Here is a 22,091-nt window from a genome sequence, read left to right on the forward strand (position 1 = left end):
AAAATAACGGGCGGTCGATCATAATAATCGGTCGCCCGTTTTATGGCAAGCAAGAAAGGATTACAAACAAATTTGTTTCTCCGTCATCATCTTCCGGAGGTTTATCAGGCCATAACGCATACGGCCTAATGCTGTATTGATACTCACCTGCGTGAGATCAGCAATCTCTTTAAAGCTAAGATCCGCATAGTGACGCAGGATGATGACTTCGCGTTGTTCCTCAGGCAACATGTCGAGCATACGACGCACCCGGTCGTGGCTCTGACGGGTGATCATCTTTTCTTCTGCACTGCTTTCGCTAAAGCTCAGGACATTGAAAATGTCTTTGTCGTCGCTGGTTTTGATGATCGGTGTACGCTTGATCTTACGGAAGTAATCTACACACAGGTTGTGTGCGATACGCATTGCCCAGGGAAGGAATTTACCCTTCTCCGTATAGCGTTCAGCCCGGATAGTATCGATGATCTTAATAAAAGTGTCTTGAAAAATGTCTTCAGCCAGGAATGAGTCCTTGACTAATAAAAAGATAGAGGTATAGAGCTTGTCTTTATGTCTATGCACCAGTTCTTCCAATGCATTGGCATGCCCTTTCTTAAATAGGGTAATTAATTGCTCGTCGCTGAGTTTGTACATTATTTGCATAAACGTCTACAATAGCGGGTTTATAATAAAGAAACCGACTTATTCAAGTCTGCTGTAGGTAAAAATGTGTAGAGTTTATGCTATAATAGGAAGTTTTTATGTGTGATAGTTATTTCAGCCTATGCTCACTATTCTGGTAGTAATGCAAATATAATGTTAAAGTTGAATTAAACAACCCCCTGACATCAGTGATTTGTCATTATTGAAAGATTTAATATTGAGTATCAAGGCGGAAATAAAATGGGTACTTTAAAAAAAGAAAAAATCCCTTGTTTCATGCCGCCGCAGGCCATTTTAAATTACCATAACAAGCTGAAGATTTTCATTTGTTTCAAATCCCTTACCTTCGTAATGCTAAAATTTTTGGCAAAATAACAACTCGCTGGAATATGGCTACAAAATCAAAGAAACCGGAAATTATTGCCGACGATGCCCCCATCAATACGCAAGATCAGATATATATAAAAGGAGCCAGGGTTCACAACCTAAAAAATGTAAGTGTAGGCATTCCCCGCAATAAACTCGTAGTCGTAACCGGCGTATCCGGATCAGGCAAATCTTCCCTGACCATGGATACCCTCTACGCCGAAGGCCAGCGCCGCTACGCGGAAAGCCTTTCTGCATACGCCCGCCAGTTCCTGATGCGTATGAACAAACCAGACGTAGACTATATCAAAGGTATCTGCCCGGCCATCGCCATAGAACAAAAGGTCATTACCCGTACCCCCCGTTCTACCGTAGGCTCCATGACAGAACTCTACGATTACCTCCGTCTCCTGTTCGCCCGTATCGGTAAAACTTATTCACCGATCTCCGGCGAATTGGTAAAGAAACACGAAGTAAGCGACGTCACTGACTATATCAATAAATTACCTGATGGCACTAAGATCCAGATACTGGTCGTCTTCCGCCGTCACGAAAAAAGGGACGTAAAAGAAGAGCTGCAGATCCTGATGCAGAAAGGGTTCTCCCGTCTTTATGCGAAAGACAAGCAAGGGGGAAAACTCCTCCGTATTGAAGAACTGCTGGAAGAAAAAAAGCCAGCCTTGCCCAAAGAAACTTACCTGCTTATAGACCGCCTTGTAGCCAAAGACTTCGAAGAAGACGACCTGCACCGCATCGCGGATTCTGTGCAGACGGCCTTTTACGAAAGCGAAGGCGACTGCCTCGTAGAGACAGACGGTGGCGATATACAGCACTTCTCCAACCGTTTTGAACTGGATGGGCTGCAATTCGAAGAGCCGGTACCGAACCTCTTCTCCTTCAATAACCCATACGGGGCTTGCCCTGTATGCGAAGGTTTTGGTCAGACATTGGGTATCGATGCTGACCTTGTCATTCCAGACAAGCGCCTCAGTGTATTCGAAGGTGCAATCGCTCCATGGAGAGGCGAAAAGATGGGTGAATACAAAGAAGCCCTCATCAAGGCGGCCCGCAAGTTCAACTTCCCCATCCACAAACCGGTCACCGACCTCACTGAAGATCAGTATAACCTGCTCTGGACAGGCAATGAGCACTTCTACGGGCTCAATGAGTTCTTCAAAATGGTGGAGCAAAACCTCTATAAAGTTCAATACCGTGTACTACAATCCCGCTACCGTGGGCGTACTACCTGCCCTGAATGTGGCGGTGGCCGCCTCCGTAAGGAAGCGCTGTACATCAAAATAAACGGTGCCAACATCGCCAACCTGGTAGAGATGCCGGTGGAAAACCTGTACGGCTGGTTCAACCAGCTACAACTTAACGAATTCGACCAACAGGTGGGTAAACGTATCCTGCTTGAAATTCACCACCGCATCAAAACCCTGCTTGACGTAGGGCTTGGTTACCTCACCCTGAACCGTGTGGCCAATACCCTCAGTGGTGGCGAAAGCCAGCGTATACAGCTGACCCGCTCCCTGGGTAGTAACCTTACCAACTCCATGTATATACTGGATGAACCCAGCATAGGTCTGCATGCCCGCGATACCCACCGCTTGATCGGTGTACTCAAGGAACTGCGTGATCTGGGCAACACCGTAGTGGTGGTAGAACACGACGAACAGATGATGGAAGAAGCGGACTATATCATCGATATGGGACCGCTGGCCAGTCACCTGGGGGGAGAAGTGATCTTTGCCGGTGACTATCCATCTATTCTAAAAGATGCGAACAGCCTGACCGGCAAGTACCTGAGCGGGCAGCTTTCTATAGAACCACCTGCCCGTATCCGCAAGTGGAAGAAATCTATCACCCTCGAAGGTTGTAAACAAAACAACCTGAAGAACATAGATGTGGATTTCCCCCTGGAAGTATTGTGTGTAGTAAGTGGTGTGAGTGGCTCCGGCAAGACCACGCTGGTAAAGCAGATCCTGTATCCGGCCCTCATGAAACTGAAAGGCGAATTTGCAGAAAGGGTAGGACAGCACCGTGCGCTGAAAGGTGCACTGGACGATATCACTCAGATCGAAATGATCGATCAGAACCCGATCGGTAAGTCATCCCGCTCCAACCCGGTTACCTATATCAAAGCCTACGATGAGATCCGTGATCTCTTCTCCCGTCAGCCACTGAGTAAGATGCGTGGTTTTCAGCCAAAACATTTCTCATTCAACGTAGACGGTGGCCGTTGTGATGCTTGTAAAGGGGAAGGGGAAGTAGTAGTAGAAATGCAATTCCTGGCAGACGTGCACCTGCAATGCGAAAGCTGTGGTGGTCGTAAGTTCAAGGACGAAGTATTGGAAGTGACGTACAAGGGAAAGAACATCTACGACGTATTGGAAATGGGAGTGGACGAAGCGCTGGATTTCTTCAAAGATGAGAAGGATGTAGTGAATAAAATCCGTCCGCTCAGCAATGTAGGTTTAGGTTATGTAAAACTGGGCCAGAGTAGCGATACCCTGAGTGGTGGTGAGGCACAGCGTGTAAAACTGGCATCCTTCCTGGGTAAGGGCAAGGCACAGGGGCACATCCTTTTTATATTCGATGAACCGACCACTGGTCTGCACTTTCATGATATCAAGAAGCTGTTGGGATCATTCAATGCATTGATCGAACAGGGGCATTCAGTCATAGTGATCGAACACAATACAGATGTGATAAAAAGTGCTGACTGGGTCATAGACCTGGGACCTGAAGGCGGGGCCGGTGGCGGGCAATTGCTATATGCAGGAGTACCGGACGGACTCAAAAAAGTAAAAGAAAGTTATACCGGGCAATATTTATAAAAGAAAGACAATACTAGTAAAAGAAAACGGCGGACCAGATGGTCTGCCGTTTTTTATGTTATCTCAATCTATCCAGAGATTTAATCAGTTTTTCATCCTTATATATACCTCTCGCTGCCATGATCAGGAAGATCAGGATCAACACCGGCAAAAACGCACCTGGCAGGTAATTAGACGAAGCAATCGTTTTGCCTGCTGTTTCGAATGCATTTACAAAATCCTGCACTTTAAAGTACTGCAACGCGATCGCCACTATCGCCAGAAAAATATCCAACACCGTCAGTCTGAACTGTAGTTTCCGGTTTTTAAACAGGAAAATGCAGAACACGGATAGCGCTACAATCAGCATGTAGACTACAAATATCATAAAATTTGACTGGGCATTGAAATACTTAGGTACCTGATCATTACTCAGGGTCACTTTGAAGATATCCAGAAACCATGTTCCTACAGCAGCTCCGGCAGCTACCAGAAGGTAAAGACTTTGAATGCGTTGTATCATGTTATTCAGGCAGATTAATACGCGGTAAAAGTAAGTAAATATTTCATTTATGCTGGCGAGCCCGGGCAACCATAGGATGAAAATATGGATAACCCGTTCATAACCCATCAATAACCCGTACATATCCCGCCTCTTTATAAATGCGGGTTATTGGCGGGTTATGGGCGGCTTATATGCGGGTTATAGGCGGGATATCCCCGGAAAATGCCTATAGTCGTGGTATAGCTGGGATAGCCCGATAGGATGTAGTCAGGATAAGGGTTTTCAAAGCAGGTGATTAATGGGAAATAGGGATGTGGCCATATTTATAAAATACCGACCGGTATAATAATGTTGTTAAAAGTGTCATCCATACATATAATACTGACATATTACAGCATCCTTTCCTCCAATACTTTGTATATTTGACGCCCAAGAACAATCTCATTTTGAATTATGGCAAGAAAACAGAACAAGCAGGATGCTTTAGACTATCATGCTTTAGGTCGGCCTGGGAAGATCGAAGTAATACCTACTAAAAACACCAAAACACAATGGGACCTCTCACTCGCTTATTCTCCTGGAGTAGCAGAGCCCTGCAAGGAAATTCACAAAGACGTAGAAAATGTTTATAAATATACTGCCAAGGGCAACCTGGTAGCAGTGATCAGCAATGGAACTGCTGTACTGGGTCTGGGCGATATCGGCCCTGAGGCAGGTAAGCCGGTGATGGAAGGAAAGGCGGTATTGTTCAAGATCTTCGCAGATATTGATGTGTTTGATATTGAATTGAATACCAAGAATGTAGATGAATTCGTGAACGTGGTAAAGGCCATGGAACCTACCTTCGGTGGGATCAACCTGGAAGATATTAAGAGCCCTGAGTGTTTTGAAATCGAGGACCGCCTGAAAAAGGAACTGAAGATCCCGATCATGCACGATGACCAGCATGGTACTGCCATCATCTCGAGTGCTGCTTTGCTGAACTCCATGGACCTTGTGAAGAAGGATATTACGAAAGTAAAGATTGTTTTCAATGGCGCCGGTGCGGCAGCGATGGCCTGCGTAAAATTGTACGTATCCCTGGGTGCAAGAAAAGAGAACATCATCATGTTCGACAAGGATGGTGTGATTAGCACCAGTCGCGAAGGTTTGTCAGAACTGCACCGCCAGTTTGCAACAACAGCGAATGTAAACTCTCTGGCAGATGCGCTGAAAGGGGCAGATGTATTTGTAGGTTTATCAGTAGGTAATGTGGTAACACCGGAAATGATCAAGTCAATGGCTGAAAATCCGGTCGTATTCGCGATGGCGAACCCCGATCCTGAGATTGCTTATGAGCTGGCGATTGCCTCCCGTCCTGATGTGATCATGGCGACAGGTCGTTCCGATCATCCTAACCAGGTGAACAATGTATTGGGTTTCCCATACATCTTCCGTGGTGCGCTGGATGTACGTGCCACACAGATCAACGAAGCCATGAAACTTGCTGCTGTCAACGCACTGGCAGAACTGGCGAAGGAACCGGTACCAGATATCGTGAACCTGGCTTACAATGAAAAAAATATCTATTTCGGCCCCCGTTATATCATTCCAAAACCCCTGGATCCTCGCCTGCTCAGTCATGTAGCACCTGCAGTGGCAAAAGCAGCGATGGAAAGTGGTGTTGCGCAGCAACCAATAGCAAACTGGGAAGAGTATACGAATGTACTAAACAAACGCCTTGGACTGGACAACCAGCTCTTCCGCGTGATCGGTACCAAAGCCCGTCAGGATCCACGCAAGGTGGTATTTGCAGAAGCAGATAACCTGAAGGTACTAAAAGCTTCACAGGTAGTAAGAGACGAAGGTATCGCTTACCCGATCCTGCTGGGTAATGAACAAAGGATCAGGAACCTCGCTGCAGAAAATGGTATCGAACTGGAAGATACTGTGATCATCGATCCTAAGAGCGATGAGATGACAGAGAAACGCCATGAATATGGTGAATTGTTCTTCCAGAAACGTCAGCGTAAAGGCTTTAACCAGTACGAAGCGAAGAAGGTAATGCGTGAGCGTAACTACTTCGGCTGTATGATGGTGGAAACTGGTGAGGCAGATGCATTGATCTCTGGTCTGACACGTAACTATCCGGATACCATCCGTCCGGCATTGCATGTAATTGGTACTGCGCCCAACGTAAAGCGAGTGGCAGGTATGTACATCATCAATACCAAGCGTGGTCCGCTGTTCCTGGCCGATACGACTGTCAACTTTAATCCTACTGCCGAAGAGCTGGCCGAAATCACACTGCTGGTTGCTGAGGAAGTAAGACAATTCAATATCACTCCTCGCATTGCGATGGTATCTTATTCCAACTTTGGTTCCAGTCCAACCCCTGAGGCGCAGCTGGTAGCTAAGGCAAGAGAGATCGTGAAAATGAAGGAACCGTCACTGATCGTAGATGGTGAAATCCAGGCGGCGATGGCGTTCAATAGAGAAATCCTGAAGGATAGTTATCCGTTCAGTGAGCTGATAGACCAGGAAGTAAATACCCTGATCTTCCCGAACCTTACTGCGGGCAACGTAGCATACAACCTGTTGCAGGAAGTTGCGGGCTTTGATGCTATCGGGCCTATCCTGCTGGGTATCAAAAAACCAGTACATATTCTGCAATTGGGTAGTACCGTAAGGCAGATAGTGAACATGGTGAATATCGCTGTAGTAGAAGCACAACATAAATGCTGCAAATAATATAATTTACAGGTCTTTGTCCACGGACAGAGATCTGTATCTTTATAGTAAAAAGCATGCAGCACATCTCCCGGAAAAAGACCTTCTTTCCACTGAATCCTGCATTTCGCGGGTACCTCAAATTGTACGAGCGGGAGATCCGGTTGCCGATATCTTACGAAGAGCTCCGCTATTATGATTCCTCCATTCCTGTGTATGACAAAGACGGGAAGGACACCCTCTGGGAATCTGTATTTTATCCTGATAGTATGTATGGTCAGCTAAAAGCGGGCCTCAAAAGAATTTACTCCATCCTCAAGGCGGGTGGTGACCAGGCTGCAGAAGAGCATTTGCAGGTAGAACGGATTGATTACTGCACATTTGGGAATTCACACCCTTTCCGTATCAGGATTGTCAATACTTACAACGAAGTTTACGATTATTTTTATATCAAGACGGCCGATGCTTCTCGCATTTACGGCTTAGAACTGGAACATATTTTGTCTCCTTACTGGATGAGTTACATTGTAGATGGCAATACACTGGTAGAGGAGCATATTGCGGGGGTACCGGGCGATCAGTTTATAGACCAGTATTTACAGCGGCCGGAGTTTAACCCTAAGCGTATAGCAAAGGAGTTTGTAAAGTTCAATGAACGGTGTTTTGTCCGCTTGTTGGGTGATATGCGATCGTACAATTTTGTATTTGATATCACACCTGATTTTGATGATGTACAATTCAGGATCAGGGCGATTGATTTTGATCAGCAGTTTTACGAGGGAAAGCGCACATTGTACATGCCGCAGTACTTTAAGGAGAACAGGATTTTCGTAGAGCTGGCCATCAAACATTTAAATGCCGAGGTAGTAAAGCAGTATCAGCAGGAGGAGCGATCGCTGATAGCCCGCAGGATAAAGGCGCACAGACATCGGATCAAGGACCTGAGGGATGTGATCATGACGGATAAGGTGTCGTTTCCTGAGAAGATTACGCAATTGGGAGAGGAGCTGGCGCTGTATTATGATGATGCGGTATTTGGGAGGTGTAAGACGATGGGGGAGATCATTGAGCGGAGTTTGAAAAGATTATTGGTAAAGAGTTTGAAATAAAATCAGCCGGCAGCAGGTAATAGCGTTCTTTGAAAAGAGCAATATCTTTAGCCGGCCGTAAGCAAAAGCGTTCTTTGCAAAAACCGTTTTCTTTAGCTGCCGCAGGCCTTACCGCCGTTTTTTGGCTCCTTAATGATTTAATTATTATTTAAATGGATACATTATCTTTGGCCCGTTATGGAATTTAGATTCTTTCATCATTTCGGAAGCTACCTGCTTATGCTCAAAGGAATGTTTTCCCGCCCGGAAAACATGAAGATGTATTGGAAAGAGTTCATCAGGCAGTGTGTGGATATCGGTATTGGTTCATTGGGTATTGTATTCATCATCTCCCTCTTTATGGGAGCTGTAACCACTGTACAGATTGCCTACCAGCTGGTGAGCCCTATCATTCCCAAAGCTACAATAGCCCAGGTGGTGAGGGATACCATCATCCTCGAATTCGCCCCTACATTGACCTGTATCGTACTGGCCGGTGTAGTCGGTTCCAAAATTGCCTCTGAGCTGGGTAACATGCGTGTATCTGAGCAGATTGATGCACAGGAGATTATGGGTATCAACACCCGTGGTTACCTCATCATGCCAAAGATCATCGCTTCACTGATCATGATACCATGTCTGATCTGTATCGCTGGTTTCCTGGGTATATGGGGTGGTCTCAAAGCCGGTGAAATGGGCGGTATTCTTTCTGCAGAACAATTCTGGCAGGGTTTAAGACAGGAATGGAAACCTTATAATATCTTCTTCGCACTATTTAAATCATTCGTATTCGCGTTCATCATATCCAGTGTACCATCATATTATGGATATTATGTACAGGGTGGTGCGCTCGAAATTGGTAAGGCAAGTACCCGTGCCGTGGTGGTAACCTGTGTATTGATATTATTCATGGACTACATACTGGCGGCAATATTGCTGCAAAATTAACCTGGACAACATGATCGAAATAGTTAATATAAAGAAAGGCTTTGGGGAAAAGGTGATCCTGCCAGATGTGTCGGCAATTATGGAGACGGGCAAGGTGAACCTGATCATCGGCTCCAGTGGCAGTGGTAAGACGGTAATGATGAAGTGCATGGTAGGCTTGATGGAAATAGACAGTGGCAAGGTCCTGTACGATGGACAGGATTTCACTAATATGCCTGAAAATGAACGAAAAAATATCCGCCGCCAGATCGGGATGCTTTTCCAGGGATCTGCACTATTTGATAGTATGACAGTAGAGCAAAACGTGATGTTCCCGCTCGATATGTTCTCTAAAGAATCAATAAAGGAAAAGAAAGCCCGTGTGATGGAGTGCCTCGAAAGGGTACAATTGAAGGAGGCCGCTAAGAAATTTCCGGCAGAGATCAGTGGAGGTATGAAGAAAAGGGTAGGTATTGCACGTGCTATCGTTTTGAATCCCAAGTACTTATTCTGTGATGAGCCCAACTCCGGGCTGGATCCGCAAACTTCCCTGCTCATCGATAAGCTGATTAAGGAAATCACACACGAATTTAACATGACCACGGTCATCAATACACACGACATGAATACGGTAATGGAAAGTGGAGATCACATCGTATACATGTACCAGGGTAAAAAACAGTGGGAAGGCAGCAATAGAGACATCATTTTCAGTAAAGATGAGCGGCTGAATGACTTCATTTTTGCATCTGACTTCCTGCGTGATGCGAAGGAAATGAGGCAAATGGAGATGTTCCAGGAGAAAGATTGGAGAAGTAAACTGAAGAAGGAGTAGGGCTGGAACTGAACAGGGTAGGCAGAAAATTGAACAGTGTGAATGTTGAAAAGGAAGAATGGCCGATGCCAGACCGGGCAATTTGACCCGCCCTGAGATAAAAGTTGCCAAAACATGACGACGGACATTAAAAAAACGTGAACACGACCACAATCAGTAAATTATTGATTGGGAATGTGGGATTAGCGGGTTATTTTTGCCAATAACATTACAAACACATAAACCAAGCGCGATGAGTGTTTTAGTTAATAAGAACAGCAAAGTGATTGTACAGGGTTTCACCGGTACAGAAGGCACATTCCATGCCACACAGATGATAGAGTATGGCACGCAGGTAGTAGGCGGCGTTACGCCGGGGAAAGGCGGCACCAAGCACCTGGATCGTCCGGTTTTTAATACGGTAGATGATGCCGTAAAAGCAACCGGCGCCAATGTATCCATCATTTTTGTACCACCAGGATTTGCTGCAGATGCGATCATGGAAGCTGCTGAAGCAGGTATAGAACTGATAGTTTGTATTACAGAAGGTATTCCCGTACAGGATATGGTTCGTGCAAAGAACTTCCTGGTAGGTCGTTCTTCCCGCCTGATCGGTCCTAACTGTCCTGGTGTAATCACTGCTGAAGAAGCTAAAGTAGGCATCATGCCAGGTTTTATCTTCAAGAAAGGTAACATTGGTATCGTATCCAAATCCGGTACGCTGACATACGAAGCGGCTGATCAGGTAGTAAAAGCTGGTCTGGGCGTATCTACAGCTATCGGTATCGGTGGCGACCCAATCATTGGTACCCCTACCAAAGATGCGGTTGAACTGCTGATGAACGATCCTGAAACCGTAGGTATCATCATGATTGGTGAAATCGGTGGTAGCATGGAAGCTGACGCTGCAAAATGGATTAAAGAAAACGGTACTAAACCAGTAGTTGGTTTCATCGCTGGCCAGACAGCGCCTCCGGGCCGTCGTATGGGTCACGCTGGTGCAATCATCGGTGGTGCTGACGATACTGCTGCTGCTAAGATGAAGATCATGGCAGAGTGTGGTGTGCACGTAGTAGAAAGCCCTGCAAACATTGGTAAAACAATGGCAGAAGTGCTGAAAGCTGTAAAAGCTTAATAATTAACTAACTGTATAATAATTATCCTCCTGTCGGGCTGTGGCCAGCAGGAGGATTTTTTTTTGGCCCGAAGCCCGTGGCTCTTGCCAGCATAAGACCTATATTTTTATAATTACCTTTATGGAATAGGACCCCTCACCTGCATCCTATCTGTGACGGAAATACACCAGTTATTCATATAAATGCTATCCACATATGCGCCTGATCGTAGCTTTATTCATTCTATTTTTCATTAGTACAAATAGTACCATGGCTCAGTTTAACTATGACATCCACTGGAAAAAAGTCCAGGAGTTAGATGACAAGGGCCTCCCCAAATCAGCCCTGGAAGAAGTCAATGTAATCTATAAGAATGCACTGCAACAAAAACATGAAGGTCAGCTGCTAAAAACCCTGATCTTCCGCATTAAGTATGTAAACGTAAAGAACGAAAACCCTGCTACCGACGATAACTTCAAGGTAGTAGATGAACAAAACGTCGTTTTTACCCCAGCTATCCGCGCCATCCTGCAAAGTATGCGGGCGGAACTGCTCCACAATTACCTGGAGAATAACAGGAGTAAACTCTATAGCCGTACTGCTATAGAAAGCGACACTTCTACTGATATCAGTACCTGGACCTCAGACCGGCTTAATAAAGAGATTGCAGCAGCTTACCTCTCTTCCCTGAAAGATGTGGAACTGCTCAAAAAAGTGAATGTTAAAGATTTTGCAGTCATCATCGAAAAGGGCCAGAACAGCGAAAATCTTCGCCCTACATTATATGATCTGCTTGCACACCGCGCATTAGATTATTTCAAGTCAGGAGAGTACAATTTCAGACAGGCTGCCAAACAGTTCGAACTGCTGGACCCCGCTGCTTTTGCACCTGCTGCTACTTTTGCTGCACACACATTTACATCAGCTGATACTACTTCTTATCAGTATAAAGCCCTTTTACTGCTGCAGGACCTGATCCGCTTTCATGCAAATGACAAAGCTGCCCTGCTGGATGTAGACCTCGAACGTATCGCCTATATGAAGGATGTAGCTGTGATGCCCGACAAAGAGGAGCTGTATGTAAAGCAGATCAAAGCAATGCAGCAAACCTATGCTGGTGAAAAAGGTGTGACTCAGGTGATGTACCTGGTAGCACTTTACTACCAGGGGGTAGGAAACGGCAAAGAGAATGTTGGCGAACTGACACCTTCTGCCGCTATGAAACAAGCTGTGGCTTTGTGTGAGCAGGCCATCAAACAAGTGCCTGTTTCCGTTGGTGCAAACAATTGCAGGGGACTGCTGCAAAGCATACAGGAAAAATCTATCGAAGTCACTACTGAACAGGTGAACCTGCCAGATGAACCTTTCCGCGCACTGATCGGCTATAAAAACGTGAATAAACTGTACTTCAGACTGGTGAAAATTGATGAGAGCTTCCGCACTAAATTAAAGGCACAGCTGGAATCAAATGAGGCATATGAAGAGCGTAATAAAAAGTACTGGAACCAGATCCTGGGTAAGAAAGCTGACCGTACATGGGACATTGCCTTGCCAGGTACAGAGGATTACAGGCAACATACTGTTGAAGCAAAAATAGAGGCGTTGCCGTTAGGTCTGTATATGTTGGTCGGTAGTATGAACAGTACCTTTTCAAAAGAACAGAACCTTCTCGCGCTACAGTTCATACACGTTTCCAACTTAAGCTACATCGCCCGCTCTTCTTATGATGCTGGTGACGGAAAGGAATTGTTTGTATTGCACAGGAAAACGGGGGCACCATTACAGGGTGTGAAATTCAATGTGCATGAACAGCAGAACAATGGCAAACTGAAGATGACGCAATCAGCCATTTCAGCAAACGATGGTTCCGTAGCCCTGAAGGCTGAAAAGCAATACAGTACTAACAGGTATGAGCTGATACTGAATGCCGATACACTGGCTCCGGATGATTACAATTACTTATACAGATACGACTATTCTAATAACAACACAAATACTCCTGATCACCAGACATTCCTCTTCACAGACAGGGGTATTTACCGTCCGGGTCAGCTGGTATACTTCAAAGGGATTGTAGTCAGCCACAAGGCGGGCGTAGATACCGACAGAAAGGTATTGGGCAATTATAAAGTAACTGTACGCCTGGTAGACCGCAATAGTCAGAAGGTCGATTCAATGGAATTAACGACCAATGAATATGGTGCTTATGCCGGTAAATTCAGACTACCGGAAAACCAGCTGAACGGTGTATTCCGTATCGATGAAAATAACAATGGTGGCAGTGTTTCATTCAGCGTGGAAGAATACAAACGTCCTAAATTCTATGTAGAATTTGATACGTTGCGTGGTACTTATCGCCTGAATGATACGATTACTGTAAAAGGTAATGCACTGGCTTATGCTGGTAATAATATCGATGGTGCGAAGGTGACTTACCGTGTGATGAGACAAGCCCGTTTCCCTTACTGGTGGATGTCAAGGAAAGCGCCTGCTTATAGCCCTGCACGTCAGATCGCAACAGGTACTACAGAAACAGCAGCAGACGGTAGCTTTAAAGTAAGTTTCCCTGCATTGCCTGACCTGAGCATTGCTGCTTCGCAGAAACCAGTCTTTACTTATTCTATCGAAGCGGATATCACCGATGTGAATGGCGAAACCCGTACCGGTAATCAAAGTGTGAGTGTAGGCTACCAGGCTATGGAAATCAGCATTGGGCTGACAGACCGTGTATTGCCACAGGACCTGCAAAAGGTAAATATTGTGACTGAGAACCTGAATGGTGTATTTGAACCTGCTGATGTAGCGATTACCCTGAAACCATTACAACACCCGGGTCGCTTACTGCGTAGTCGTTATTGGGAGAAACCTGATCAATTCATTCTGTCCCGTGAAGAATATGAAAAGGCATTCCCGCATGATATCTACAATGAAGAAGATGAGCAGGATACCTGGAAAAGAGGTAATACTGTTTTCAGTAAACAACTCAAAACAGAAGCAAATACCAATGTGCAACTCGATGCTAAATCATTGGCGCCGGGCTGGTATGAACTGGAAGTAAGCACGACTGATAAATTCGGTGAGAAGGTGATTCAGAAGAAAACCTTTGAACTGGTGGATGCAAAAGCAACCCGCTTATCGTATCCTGTTTATAGCTGGTCTTATACAGACAATAAAACAGTGAAACCGGGAGAGACAGCGCATTTCCTGCTAGGTTCTTCTGCTACAGATCTGCATATAATTGAAACGATCAGTACCAACCTTCAGTCTTCTTTAAGTAGTGATTTCTCTTTCAATAATAGTGTTATTAACAGAAAGTATGATGTGAAAGAAGCGGACAGGGGGAATGTGAATGTGCAGTATGCATTTGTAAAAGATAATCGTGTTTTTACTGAAGAAAGAACCATCGTTGTTCCATGGAGTAATAAGGAACTGGATGTAACTATTCAGTCACATCGTGATAAGATCTTACCTGGTGCAAAAGAAGAATGGCGCATACAGATCAAAGGTGAAAAACGTGATAAGATAGGTGCGGAGTTGCTGGCTGCCATGTACGATGCATCGCTGGATGCATTCAGGGCAAACCAGTGGAGACTGCCTGATTTATATCCAAGTGCATCAAGACCTGCAAACTGGGATGGTCATACAAACTTTAAGCAGGTAAATGCAGAGACTTACAACTTCGTTGAGAATGATACGCATTATGATGATGTGAATGTTTCTTATGATGATCTGAATTGGTTTAGTGCACAGCAGTTTGGTGTAACTGTGATTGATTTTGGAGAGGGGCGTGGTGTGCAGGTAGTGAAATTGACGGGTTATGGACAGTCTTACAATTATAGGTTTATGCTGTACAGGGACTCAGCGCCCGGAGGTAAGGCAAGGGAAATGAAAAAAGGAGTGGCTGCGCCAGCGCCATCAGTAGCACTTGCAGCACCAATGATGGAAGCAGACAAGGTGTCGGACAGTAACGGGTTCTTTGCCTTACAAGGAAGAGTTGCTGGTCTTATGGTAAACCAAAATGCAGCAACTGCTGAACCAGCGCAAAGCGTTGAGAAAGTCGCCCCCCGCACCAACTTCAACGAAACCGCTTTCTTCTTCCCTGACCTTCGCACTGATGAAAATGGCAACATCACCTTCAGCTTTACCGTGCCGGAAGCCCTTACCCGCTGGCGCTTCATGAGCCTTGCTCATACAAAAGACGCTGCATTTGGTTATGCTGAAAGCAGTGTAATCACACAGAAACCATTGATGGTACAGCCCAATGCCCCCCGGTTTATGAGAGAAGGCGATAAGATCATCTTCTCTGCTAAGATCAGCAACCTTGCTGATAGTGCATTGACTGGCGAAGCACGTCTTGAACTGCTGGATGCAACTACCATGAAACCTGTAGACGGCTGGTTCCAGAATGTTTATCCTGCACAGCACTTCACTGTATCAAAAGGACAAAGCACCGCTGTTACCTTCCCATTACAGATACCATATAAATTTGGTAGCTCCCTGTTGTATCGCGTAGTGGCAACTGCCGGCAAATTCAGCGATGGCGAAGAAAACGCCGTACCTGTATTGACCAACGCTATGCTGGTGACAGAAACACTGCCACTGACGATGCGAGGTGATGGAAAGAAAGAATTTACTTTCGAAAAATTACTGAAGAGCGATGCTTCAGAAACTTTACAGCAGCATGCTCTGACAGTTGAATACACCGGTAATCCTACCTGGTACGCAGTACAGGCATTGCCTTACCTGATGGAGTTTCCATACGAATGTTCCGAACAGGTATTCAACCGTTATTATGCAAATACATTGGCTACCTACATCGTGAATAAACTGCCCGGTGTAAAAAGCATGTTCGAAAAATGGAAGACAACTGATACCGCTGCACTGCAAAGCAACCTGCAAAAGAATGAAGAACTGAAGAGTGTATTACTACAGGAAACACCGTGGGTGCTGGCTGCTAAAAATGAAGCAGAACAAAAACGCAATATTGCCCTGCTCTTCGATCTGAACAAGATGAGTGCTGAACAACAGAAGGCATTGGAGCAACTGCGTCAGAAACAGCTGCCAAATGGTGCTTTCCCATGGTTCAATGGTATGTGGGAAGATCAGTTTGTAACACAGTATATTCTGGCTGGTGTAGGTCGCTTACAACAGGTAGGTGCTGTGAATAGCCCGGATGCGGATGCGATTGTGACCAAAGGCTTAGCATATGTAGACAAGAAGATGGACGACTGGTACCATGAGCTGAAACGTAACAAAGCTGATCTGAACAAACAACATATTGGTTACATCGAATCGCACTACCTGTATATGCGTAGTCTGCTGAACAAACCAGTAGAAGATAAGTACAAAGAATCCTACCAGTTCTACCTGGCACAGGCTAAGAAATTCTGGTTGCAACAGAGCACTTATACGCAGGCAATGCTGGCGATTGTATTAAATGATAAGGGCATTATCCAATCATTGAAAGAAAACGCCACCAACAATGCAGAGATGGGCATGTACTGGAAGAGTGTAACTGCTGGCTACTGGTGGTACCAGGCGCCGATTGAAACACAGGCCATGCTCATAGAAGCATTCCAGCGTGTAAGTCATGATTCTGGAGCCGTAGGCGATATGAAAACATGGTTGCTGAAGAACAAGCAGACCAATAACTGGCATACCACCAAAGCAACTGCCGACGCGTGTTATGCAATGCTCTTAGGTGGGGGCAACTGGTTGACTGCAAATCCTGAAATCACCATCCAGCTGGGCAAAACAACTGTGAAGGAAGAAAAGAAAGAAGCAGGTACCGGTTATTTCAAAAAACAATTCAACAATGAAGAAGTAAAACCTGCGATGGGTAAAATTGAAGTAAAAGTAGATGGCAGTAATGGTCAGCCTTCATGGGGCGCTGTGTACTGGCAATACTTTGAGCAGCTGGACAAAATCACCTCTGCTGCTACACCAATGACCCTGCAGAAACAGCTCTTCATCGAGAAGACAAATGACAATGGTCCTGTGCTGACAGCTATCGAAGATGGGAATCAACTGAAAGTAGGCGATAAGGTAAAAGCACGTATCGTGATGAAGGTAGACCGTGACATGGAATATGTACACCTGAAAGATATGCGTGCCGCATGTTTTGAACCTACGAATGTGATTAGTCAGAGTGGGTGGCAGAATGGAGTAAGTTATTACCAGAGCACGAAAGATGCGTCTACTAATTTCTTCTTCAGCCGTTTACCAAAAGGTACTTATGTGTTTGAATACAGCATGTTCGTAACACACAATGGAGACTTCAGTAACGGTATCAGTACTGTACAGTGTATGTATGCGCCTGAATTCAGTGCACATAGTGAAGGAATCCGGGTGAAAGTAATAGAGTAAAAAGAATGCAACCTTTTTGCCAGACGGCTGTCTTTATATTAAGACAGCCGTTTTTCGTTAGTGAACATCCCATGTACAAAATCGGGACAATATTGAATTTCCAGAATTGTCTAAACTATTGAAAATCAATTTTATCACAAAGTGGTATTTTTTAGTCCACACCAAGATTTCCGGGTCATGAAGCAAACCATCAGTATTCTCCTTGTCATGTTTCTGGCGGCCAATGTCACCGCACAACAAATGAAGATCATCAGTGATTCCCTTTACTCTGACAACCTGAAAGAGATGCGTCAGATTGAAGTAGAACTACCGGATGATTATGATCCCGCTTCAGGAAAAAAGTATGAAGTGATCTATGTGACGGATGGCGAATGGAACAATGACATCGTTGCACACATGCAGCGTTTTGTACAAATTCAATTTGTACCTCCCTGTATCGTAGTCAGTATGAAAAACATGGGAGTGCGTGACCGGGATTTTACACCCAGCCGTTTGCAAGGCAATTCCCGCTCAGGCGGAGCCGATAAATTCCTCGCCTTTATGAAGACTGAACTGATGCCCTACATTGAAAAAAAATACCCTGCCCGTGCGGACAACAGGGTATATGTAGGCTCATCGCTGGCTGGCTTATTTGGGATCTACGCTTTTCTGCATGCCCCGATGTTGTTTGAGTCTTACCTTATTTCAGACCCTGCGATGTGGTGGGACAATGGTTTGCTGCTTAAAGAAACAGGGGAGAAACTGGCGGGTATGAGCCAGGTACATGCATCGCTATACATTACCGGCAGGGAAGGAGCAGCGATGCGTGATATGGGGGTATCTCAGCTGGATTCTATTTTCAGGGGAAAAGCACCGGCTTCATTACACTGGAAAGTAACACCCTATGCAGGAGAGACGCATAATAGTATGATCTTTAAAACCGTGTTCGATGGACTGAAATTTACGTGGGCAGGGTATACTACAGATCAACCAAGATACCATCCCATGACGGGTATTGTGCTGAAAGATAAATCATTCCCGCTCTACATCTGGCCGGACGAAAGGTCTGACTGGCATTATACCACAGATGGTACGGTGCCTACAGCAGCATCACCACGCATTACCGGTAAACTGGATCTGACGATACCTGTACAATTTACCATCAAGTCTATATGTGTGAGAGATGAATATAGTGATACGATACGTGGTAGTTTTAAAGTAGGAACGACATTGAAATCTGAACCATTGCCAAAGCAGTTGAAATCCGGTGGCCTGGATACTTTGCCGGGATTATTAAAAGGCGGGATCAGGATTGATACAGATGGTTATTATGTATTTTTTATCGATACAGAAGACAGTGTGAAAATATCTCTGGGCAATGCAATGAGTAATGTAACTTTTGATAAGCAAAGTTTTATCGTGCCCTTACAAAAGGGATATTATCCGTTGAAAATTTCTTACAAAGGTGCAGCACCCCGTATAGAATGGATCACGCCTGCAAGCCCTGATTCAGGCCCACTGCCAGCTGCCGTACTGTACCCTCATCATTGAAGTTTTGAGCAAAAAGATTTTTTAAAATTGTTGGCTATTGCGGTACTGCCGGGCCTTGTCAGGAGTCTGCGTGCAGAATAAGTCATTTCTTCCATTGACCACTATCATTACGAGCTAGCGATTTTCGTATTATTTTGCATATCAAATGAATGTAGATTATCTGGTAGTAGGTCAGGGCATCGCAGGTACGATGCTAAGTTACAGCCTGATGCAGGCTGGAGCTTCTGTACTCGTCATAGACGAATACAAGGAAAACAGTTCTTCCCGTGTGGCGGCAGGTGTGGTAAATCCGGTTTCGGGCAGACGTTTTACAGTGGCGTGGTTGTACGACGAGATCTACCCGATAGCCCTGCGCACTTACCGTGAAATGGAGGGTTTGCTGGGGTTGCCAGTATATAAAGAACGGGATCTGTGGACAGTATTGCCTACAGAACAGCTGAAGACGGCATTCTTTGACAGAACGACAGGTCTGGATTATATGCGACGGCCATCGGACGCTGCTATAGCCCATTATGACCAGTGGTTGGATCAGCCTTTTGGCGCAGCCATTATAAAGGGGGGTACGGTGCTGCTGCAACAGTTATTGCCCATCTGGAGAGAATACCTGAAGAAACATAATTCCCTGCTGGAAGAGCGTTTCCTGCCTTCCCGGTTACAGGCAAAGTCAACCAGTGTCACTTATGGCGACATTCACGCCAGGGCAATGATCTTTTGCGACGGGGCCCAGACTACCCATAATCCCTGGTTCAGTTCAATCCCTTTTCTCCTGAATAAAGGTGAGGTACTGACAGTGCGGGTACCCGGATTTGAAACAGCAGATATCGTAAAGAGAAGTATATCAATGGTGCCCATACCTGGTCAAAACGACATCTATTGGGTAGGTGCCACATTTGCCTGGGACTATCCGGATGAAAACCCAACAGCCGAAAAGCGGGCTTTTCTCGAAAATGGACTCCGACAATTATTAAAAGTTCCCTATGAGGTGCTGGATCACCAGGCGGCAGTAAGGCCAAGCGGCACAGATCGCCGTCCTATGTTGGGTATGCACCCTGAAATGCCTTCTCTCGGCTTATTCAACGGCCTGGGAACCAAAGGGTCCAGCCTGGCACCAGCCATGGCGGCCCAAATGACGGCTCATTTGCTACGCAATGCCCCACTGTGGCAGGAAACCGATATAAAACGGTTTTTTAACAGGTATAAAGGTTAGAAATGCTGGCGGCAAACGTTATCTTTGCCGACCGTCCCAGCGAACTGCCGGGTCGGTTGAAAAGATATTTAAGAGCAACACATAAGGTATAGTATATGTACAGAACGCACACCTGTGGCGAGTTACGACTGGAGAATATAGGATCACCCGTAACCCTGGCCGGTTGGGTACAGACAGTCCGGAAATTCGGAAGCATTACTTTCGTGGATCTGCGTGACCGCTATGGTATCACGCAATTGTTGTTTAGCGAAGCCCTCAATCCACAACTGGATGAGCAGCCCCTGGGCCGTGAATTCGTTATACAGGCAGAAGGTACCGTAACTGAGCGTTCTAATAAAAATAAAAACATTCCTACCGGTGATATAGAGATCACAGTAGGCAAATTCACCATCCTGAACAAGGCGCAAACGCCTCCTTTCACCATCCAGGATGATACTGACGGTGGAGATGAGCTGCGTATGAAATACCGCTACCTCGACCTGCGCCGTAATATAGTAAGACAGAACCTTGAGCTGCGTTATCGTGTTAATAGAGCAGCACGTAACTTCCTTGACAGCAAAGGCTTCATGGATATAGAAACGCCTTTCCTGATCAAGTCTACACCTGAGGGTGCCCGCGACTTCGTGGTACCAAGCCGCATGAACCCTAACGAGTTTTACGCGCTGCCACAGTCTCCGCAAACCTTCAAACAGCTGCTGATGGTGAGTGGTTACGACAGGTACTACCAGATCGTAAAGTGCTTCAGAGATGAGGATCTCCGTGCTGACCGTCAGCCGGAATTTACACAGATCGACTGTGAAATGAGCTTTGTAGACCAGGAAGATATCCTGAGCAACTTTGAAGAGATGCTGAAGTACATCTTCAAAGAGATCAAGGGCATCGAGTTCAACGAAGCATTCCCACGCATGACTTACGACTATGCGATGGAATATTATGGTAATGACAAGCCGGACATCCGTTTCGAAATGAAACTGGTGAACATGAACGATACAGTAAAAAGCAATGGCTTCAAAGTATTTGACGAAGCTGAGTTGGTCGTAGCGATCTGTGCAAAAGGTTGTGCTGAATATACCCGTAAGCAACTGGATGAACTGACAGAGTGGGTAAAACGTCCGCAAATCGGCATGACCGGACTGATCTACGCCAGATATGGAGCAGATGGCTCCATCAAGAGTTCTGTAGATAAATTCTTTGACGAAAGCAAGCTGAAAGTTTGGGCAGAGAAAACCGGTGCACAACCGGGAGACCTGATCCTGGTGCTGGCTGGCAAAGAAGAGCGTACCCGCAAAGCGATGAGCGAGCTCCGCCTGGAAATGGGTGAGCGGCTGGGGCTACGTAATAAAAATGTATATGCACCGTTATGGGTGGTAGACTTCCCGCTCTTTGAATATGATGAGGAAGATAAACGTTGGGTAGCTAAACACCATCCGTTTACCTCTCCAAAACCAGAACAGATCAGCTGGATGAACGATCTGTCTAAATACGCGGATATTAAGGCCAATGCTTACGACATCGTACTGAACGGTACCGAAGTAGGTGGTGGTTCTATCCGTATCTTCCAACGTGACCTGCAAGAGAAGATGTTCGCTGCGCTGGGTATGGACGAAGAAGAATTCAATCACAAATTTGGCTTCCTGCTGGGTGCCTTTGAATATGGTGCACCACCACATGGTGGTATGGCATGGGGCTTTGACAGGCTTTGTGCTTTACTGGGTGGTAGTGAGAGCATTCGTGACTTTATCGCCTTCCCGAAAAACAACTCCGGACGCGATGTTATGCTGGATGCCCCAAGCTCAATCGACCAGAAACAACTGGACGAGCTGCAGATAGCCCTGAAGTAATGGCATGGTATTTGCCAAAGGCAGCATGCAGTTAAACAACTAAAATCCCCCTTGAAACTGTGAAAAATGCGGTATCAAGGGGGATTGTTGCAAACTATCAGAGGCACATTATTTACTGAATCCCAAAGACTTATGTAAGTATGGCCCCTCATTCCTACAATA

12 protein-coding genes are annotated in these 22,091 nt (G+C 45.6%); 10 read left to right on the plus strand and 2 right to left on the minus strand.

Annotated features, from left to right (window positions below):
- Nucleotides 1-60: 60 nt before the first annotated feature.
- Nucleotides 61-633 carry an RNA polymerase sigma factor gene (locus tag SIO70_RS07325; protein ID WP_414017911.1) on the minus strand — a complete coding sequence of 191 codons (573 nt, stop codon included), beginning with the start codon at nucleotides 631-633 and terminating at the stop codon, nucleotides 61-63.
- Nucleotides 634-1,031: 398 nt separating this feature from the next.
- Here SIO70_RS07325 and uvrA point away from each other — a divergent pair, with 398 nt between their 5' ends.
- On the plus strand, nucleotides 1,032-3,848 hold the full coding sequence (uvrA, locus tag SIO70_RS07330) for an excinuclease ABC subunit UvrA (RefSeq protein WP_320580293.1): 2,817 nt from the start codon (nucleotides 1,032-1,034) through the stop codon (nucleotides 3,846-3,848).
- A gap of 58 nt (nucleotides 3,849-3,906) precedes the next feature.
- Here the strand turns inward: uvrA and SIO70_RS07335 are convergent, their stop codons facing one another.
- The gene (locus SIO70_RS07335; RefSeq protein WP_320580294.1) at nucleotides 3,907-4,350 is read right to left on the minus strand and encodes a DUF4293 domain-containing protein; all 444 of its coding nucleotides are present in this window, start codon (nucleotides 4,348-4,350) and stop codon (nucleotides 3,907-3,909) included.
- Nucleotides 4,351-4,785: 435 nt separating this feature from the next.
- Between SIO70_RS07335 and SIO70_RS07340 the strand changes: the two genes are divergently transcribed.
- The 9 genes from SIO70_RS07340 to aspS all read left to right on the plus strand — a co-directional run bounded on the left by SIO70_RS07340 (nucleotide 4,786) and on the right by aspS (nucleotide 21,929).
- Nucleotides 4,786-7,062, plus strand: coding sequence for an NADP-dependent malic enzyme (locus SIO70_RS07340; RefSeq protein ID WP_320580295.1), 2,277 nt, complete (start codon nucleotides 4,786-4,788; stop codon nucleotides 7,060-7,062).
- Between the two features lie 56 nt (nucleotides 7,063-7,118).
- Nucleotides 7,119-8,150 (plus strand): hypothetical protein, encoded by a 1,032-nt coding sequence (locus SIO70_RS07345; RefSeq protein WP_320580296.1) that lies wholly within the window; start codon nucleotides 7,119-7,121, stop codon nucleotides 8,148-8,150.
- 177 nt (nucleotides 8,151-8,327) lie between these two features.
- Nucleotides 8,328-9,077, plus strand: coding sequence for an ABC transporter permease (locus SIO70_RS07350; RefSeq protein WP_320580297.1), 750 nt, complete (start codon nucleotides 8,328-8,330; stop codon nucleotides 9,075-9,077).
- Between the two features lie 10 nt (nucleotides 9,078-9,087).
- Nucleotides 9,088-9,891, plus strand: a complete 804-nt coding sequence (locus SIO70_RS07355) for an ABC transporter ATP-binding protein (RefSeq protein WP_320580298.1) — start codon at nucleotides 9,088-9,090, stop codon at nucleotides 9,889-9,891.
- 232 nt (nucleotides 9,892-10,123) lie between these two features.
- Nucleotides 10,124-11,005, plus strand: a complete 882-nt coding sequence (sucD, locus tag SIO70_RS07360) for a succinate--CoA ligase subunit alpha (RefSeq protein WP_083729894.1) — start codon at nucleotides 10,124-10,126, stop codon at nucleotides 11,003-11,005.
- Between the two features lie 250 nt (nucleotides 11,006-11,255).
- The gene (locus SIO70_RS07365; protein ID WP_320580299.1) at nucleotides 11,256-17,351 is read left to right on the plus strand and encodes an alpha-2-macroglobulin family protein; all 6,096 of its coding nucleotides are present in this window, start codon (nucleotides 11,256-11,258) and stop codon (nucleotides 17,349-17,351) included.
- Nucleotides 17,352-17,528: 177 nt separating this feature from the next.
- Complete coding sequence (locus tag SIO70_RS07370; protein WP_320580300.1) at nucleotides 17,529-18,881, plus strand: alpha/beta hydrolase-fold protein; 1,353 nt, start codon at nucleotides 17,529-17,531, stop codon at nucleotides 18,879-18,881.
- 145 nt (nucleotides 18,882-19,026) lie between these two features.
- On the plus strand, nucleotides 19,027-20,088 hold the full coding sequence (locus SIO70_RS07375; RefSeq protein WP_320580301.1) for an FAD-binding oxidoreductase: 1,062 nt from the start codon (nucleotides 19,027-19,029) through the stop codon (nucleotides 20,086-20,088).
- Nucleotides 20,089-20,183: 95 nt separating this feature from the next.
- Complete coding sequence (gene aspS / locus SIO70_RS07380; protein ID WP_320580302.1) at nucleotides 20,184-21,929, plus strand: aspartate--tRNA ligase; 1,746 nt, start codon at nucleotides 20,184-20,186, stop codon at nucleotides 21,927-21,929.
- The last annotated feature ends 162 nt before the right edge of the window (nucleotides 21,930-22,091 follow it).

The sequence above is a fragment of the Chitinophaga sancti genome (assembly GCF_034087045.1).
Classification (GTDB): Bacteria; Bacteroidota; Bacteroidia; order Chitinophagales; family Chitinophagaceae; genus Chitinophaga; species Chitinophaga sancti_B.

Coding starts and splice junctions, on each gene's coding strand:
- SIO70_RS07325 (WP_414017911.1), bottom strand. CDS start 633: ATGTACAAACTCAGCGACGAGCAATTAATTACCCTATTTAAGAAAGGG.
- uvrA (WP_320580293.1), top strand. CDS start 1,032: ATGGCTACAAAATCAAAGAAACCGGAAATTATTGCCGACGATGCCCCC.
- SIO70_RS07335 (WP_320580294.1), bottom strand. CDS start 4,350: ATGATACAACGCATTCAAAGTCTTTACCTTCTGGTAGCTGCCGGAGCT.
- SIO70_RS07340 (WP_320580295.1), top strand. CDS start 4,786: ATGGCAAGAAAACAGAACAAGCAGGATGCTTTAGACTATCATGCTTTA.
- SIO70_RS07345 (WP_320580296.1), top strand. CDS start 7,119: ATGCAGCACATCTCCCGGAAAAAGACCTTCTTTCCACTGAATCCTGCA.
- SIO70_RS07350 (WP_320580297.1), top strand. CDS start 8,328: ATGGAATTTAGATTCTTTCATCATTTCGGAAGCTACCTGCTTATGCTC.
- SIO70_RS07355 (WP_320580298.1), top strand. CDS start 9,088: ATGATCGAAATAGTTAATATAAAGAAAGGCTTTGGGGAAAAGGTGATC.
- sucD (WP_083729894.1), top strand. CDS start 10,124: ATGAGTGTTTTAGTTAATAAGAACAGCAAAGTGATTGTACAGGGTTTC.
- SIO70_RS07365 (WP_320580299.1), top strand. CDS start 11,256: ATGGCTCAGTTTAACTATGACATCCACTGGAAAAAAGTCCAGGAGTTA.
- SIO70_RS07370 (WP_320580300.1), top strand. CDS start 17,529: ATGAAGCAAACCATCAGTATTCTCCTTGTCATGTTTCTGGCGGCCAAT.
- SIO70_RS07375 (WP_320580301.1), top strand. CDS start 19,027: ATGAATGTAGATTATCTGGTAGTAGGTCAGGGCATCGCAGGTACGATG.
- aspS (WP_320580302.1), top strand. CDS start 20,184: ATGTACAGAACGCACACCTGTGGCGAGTTACGACTGGAGAATATAGGA.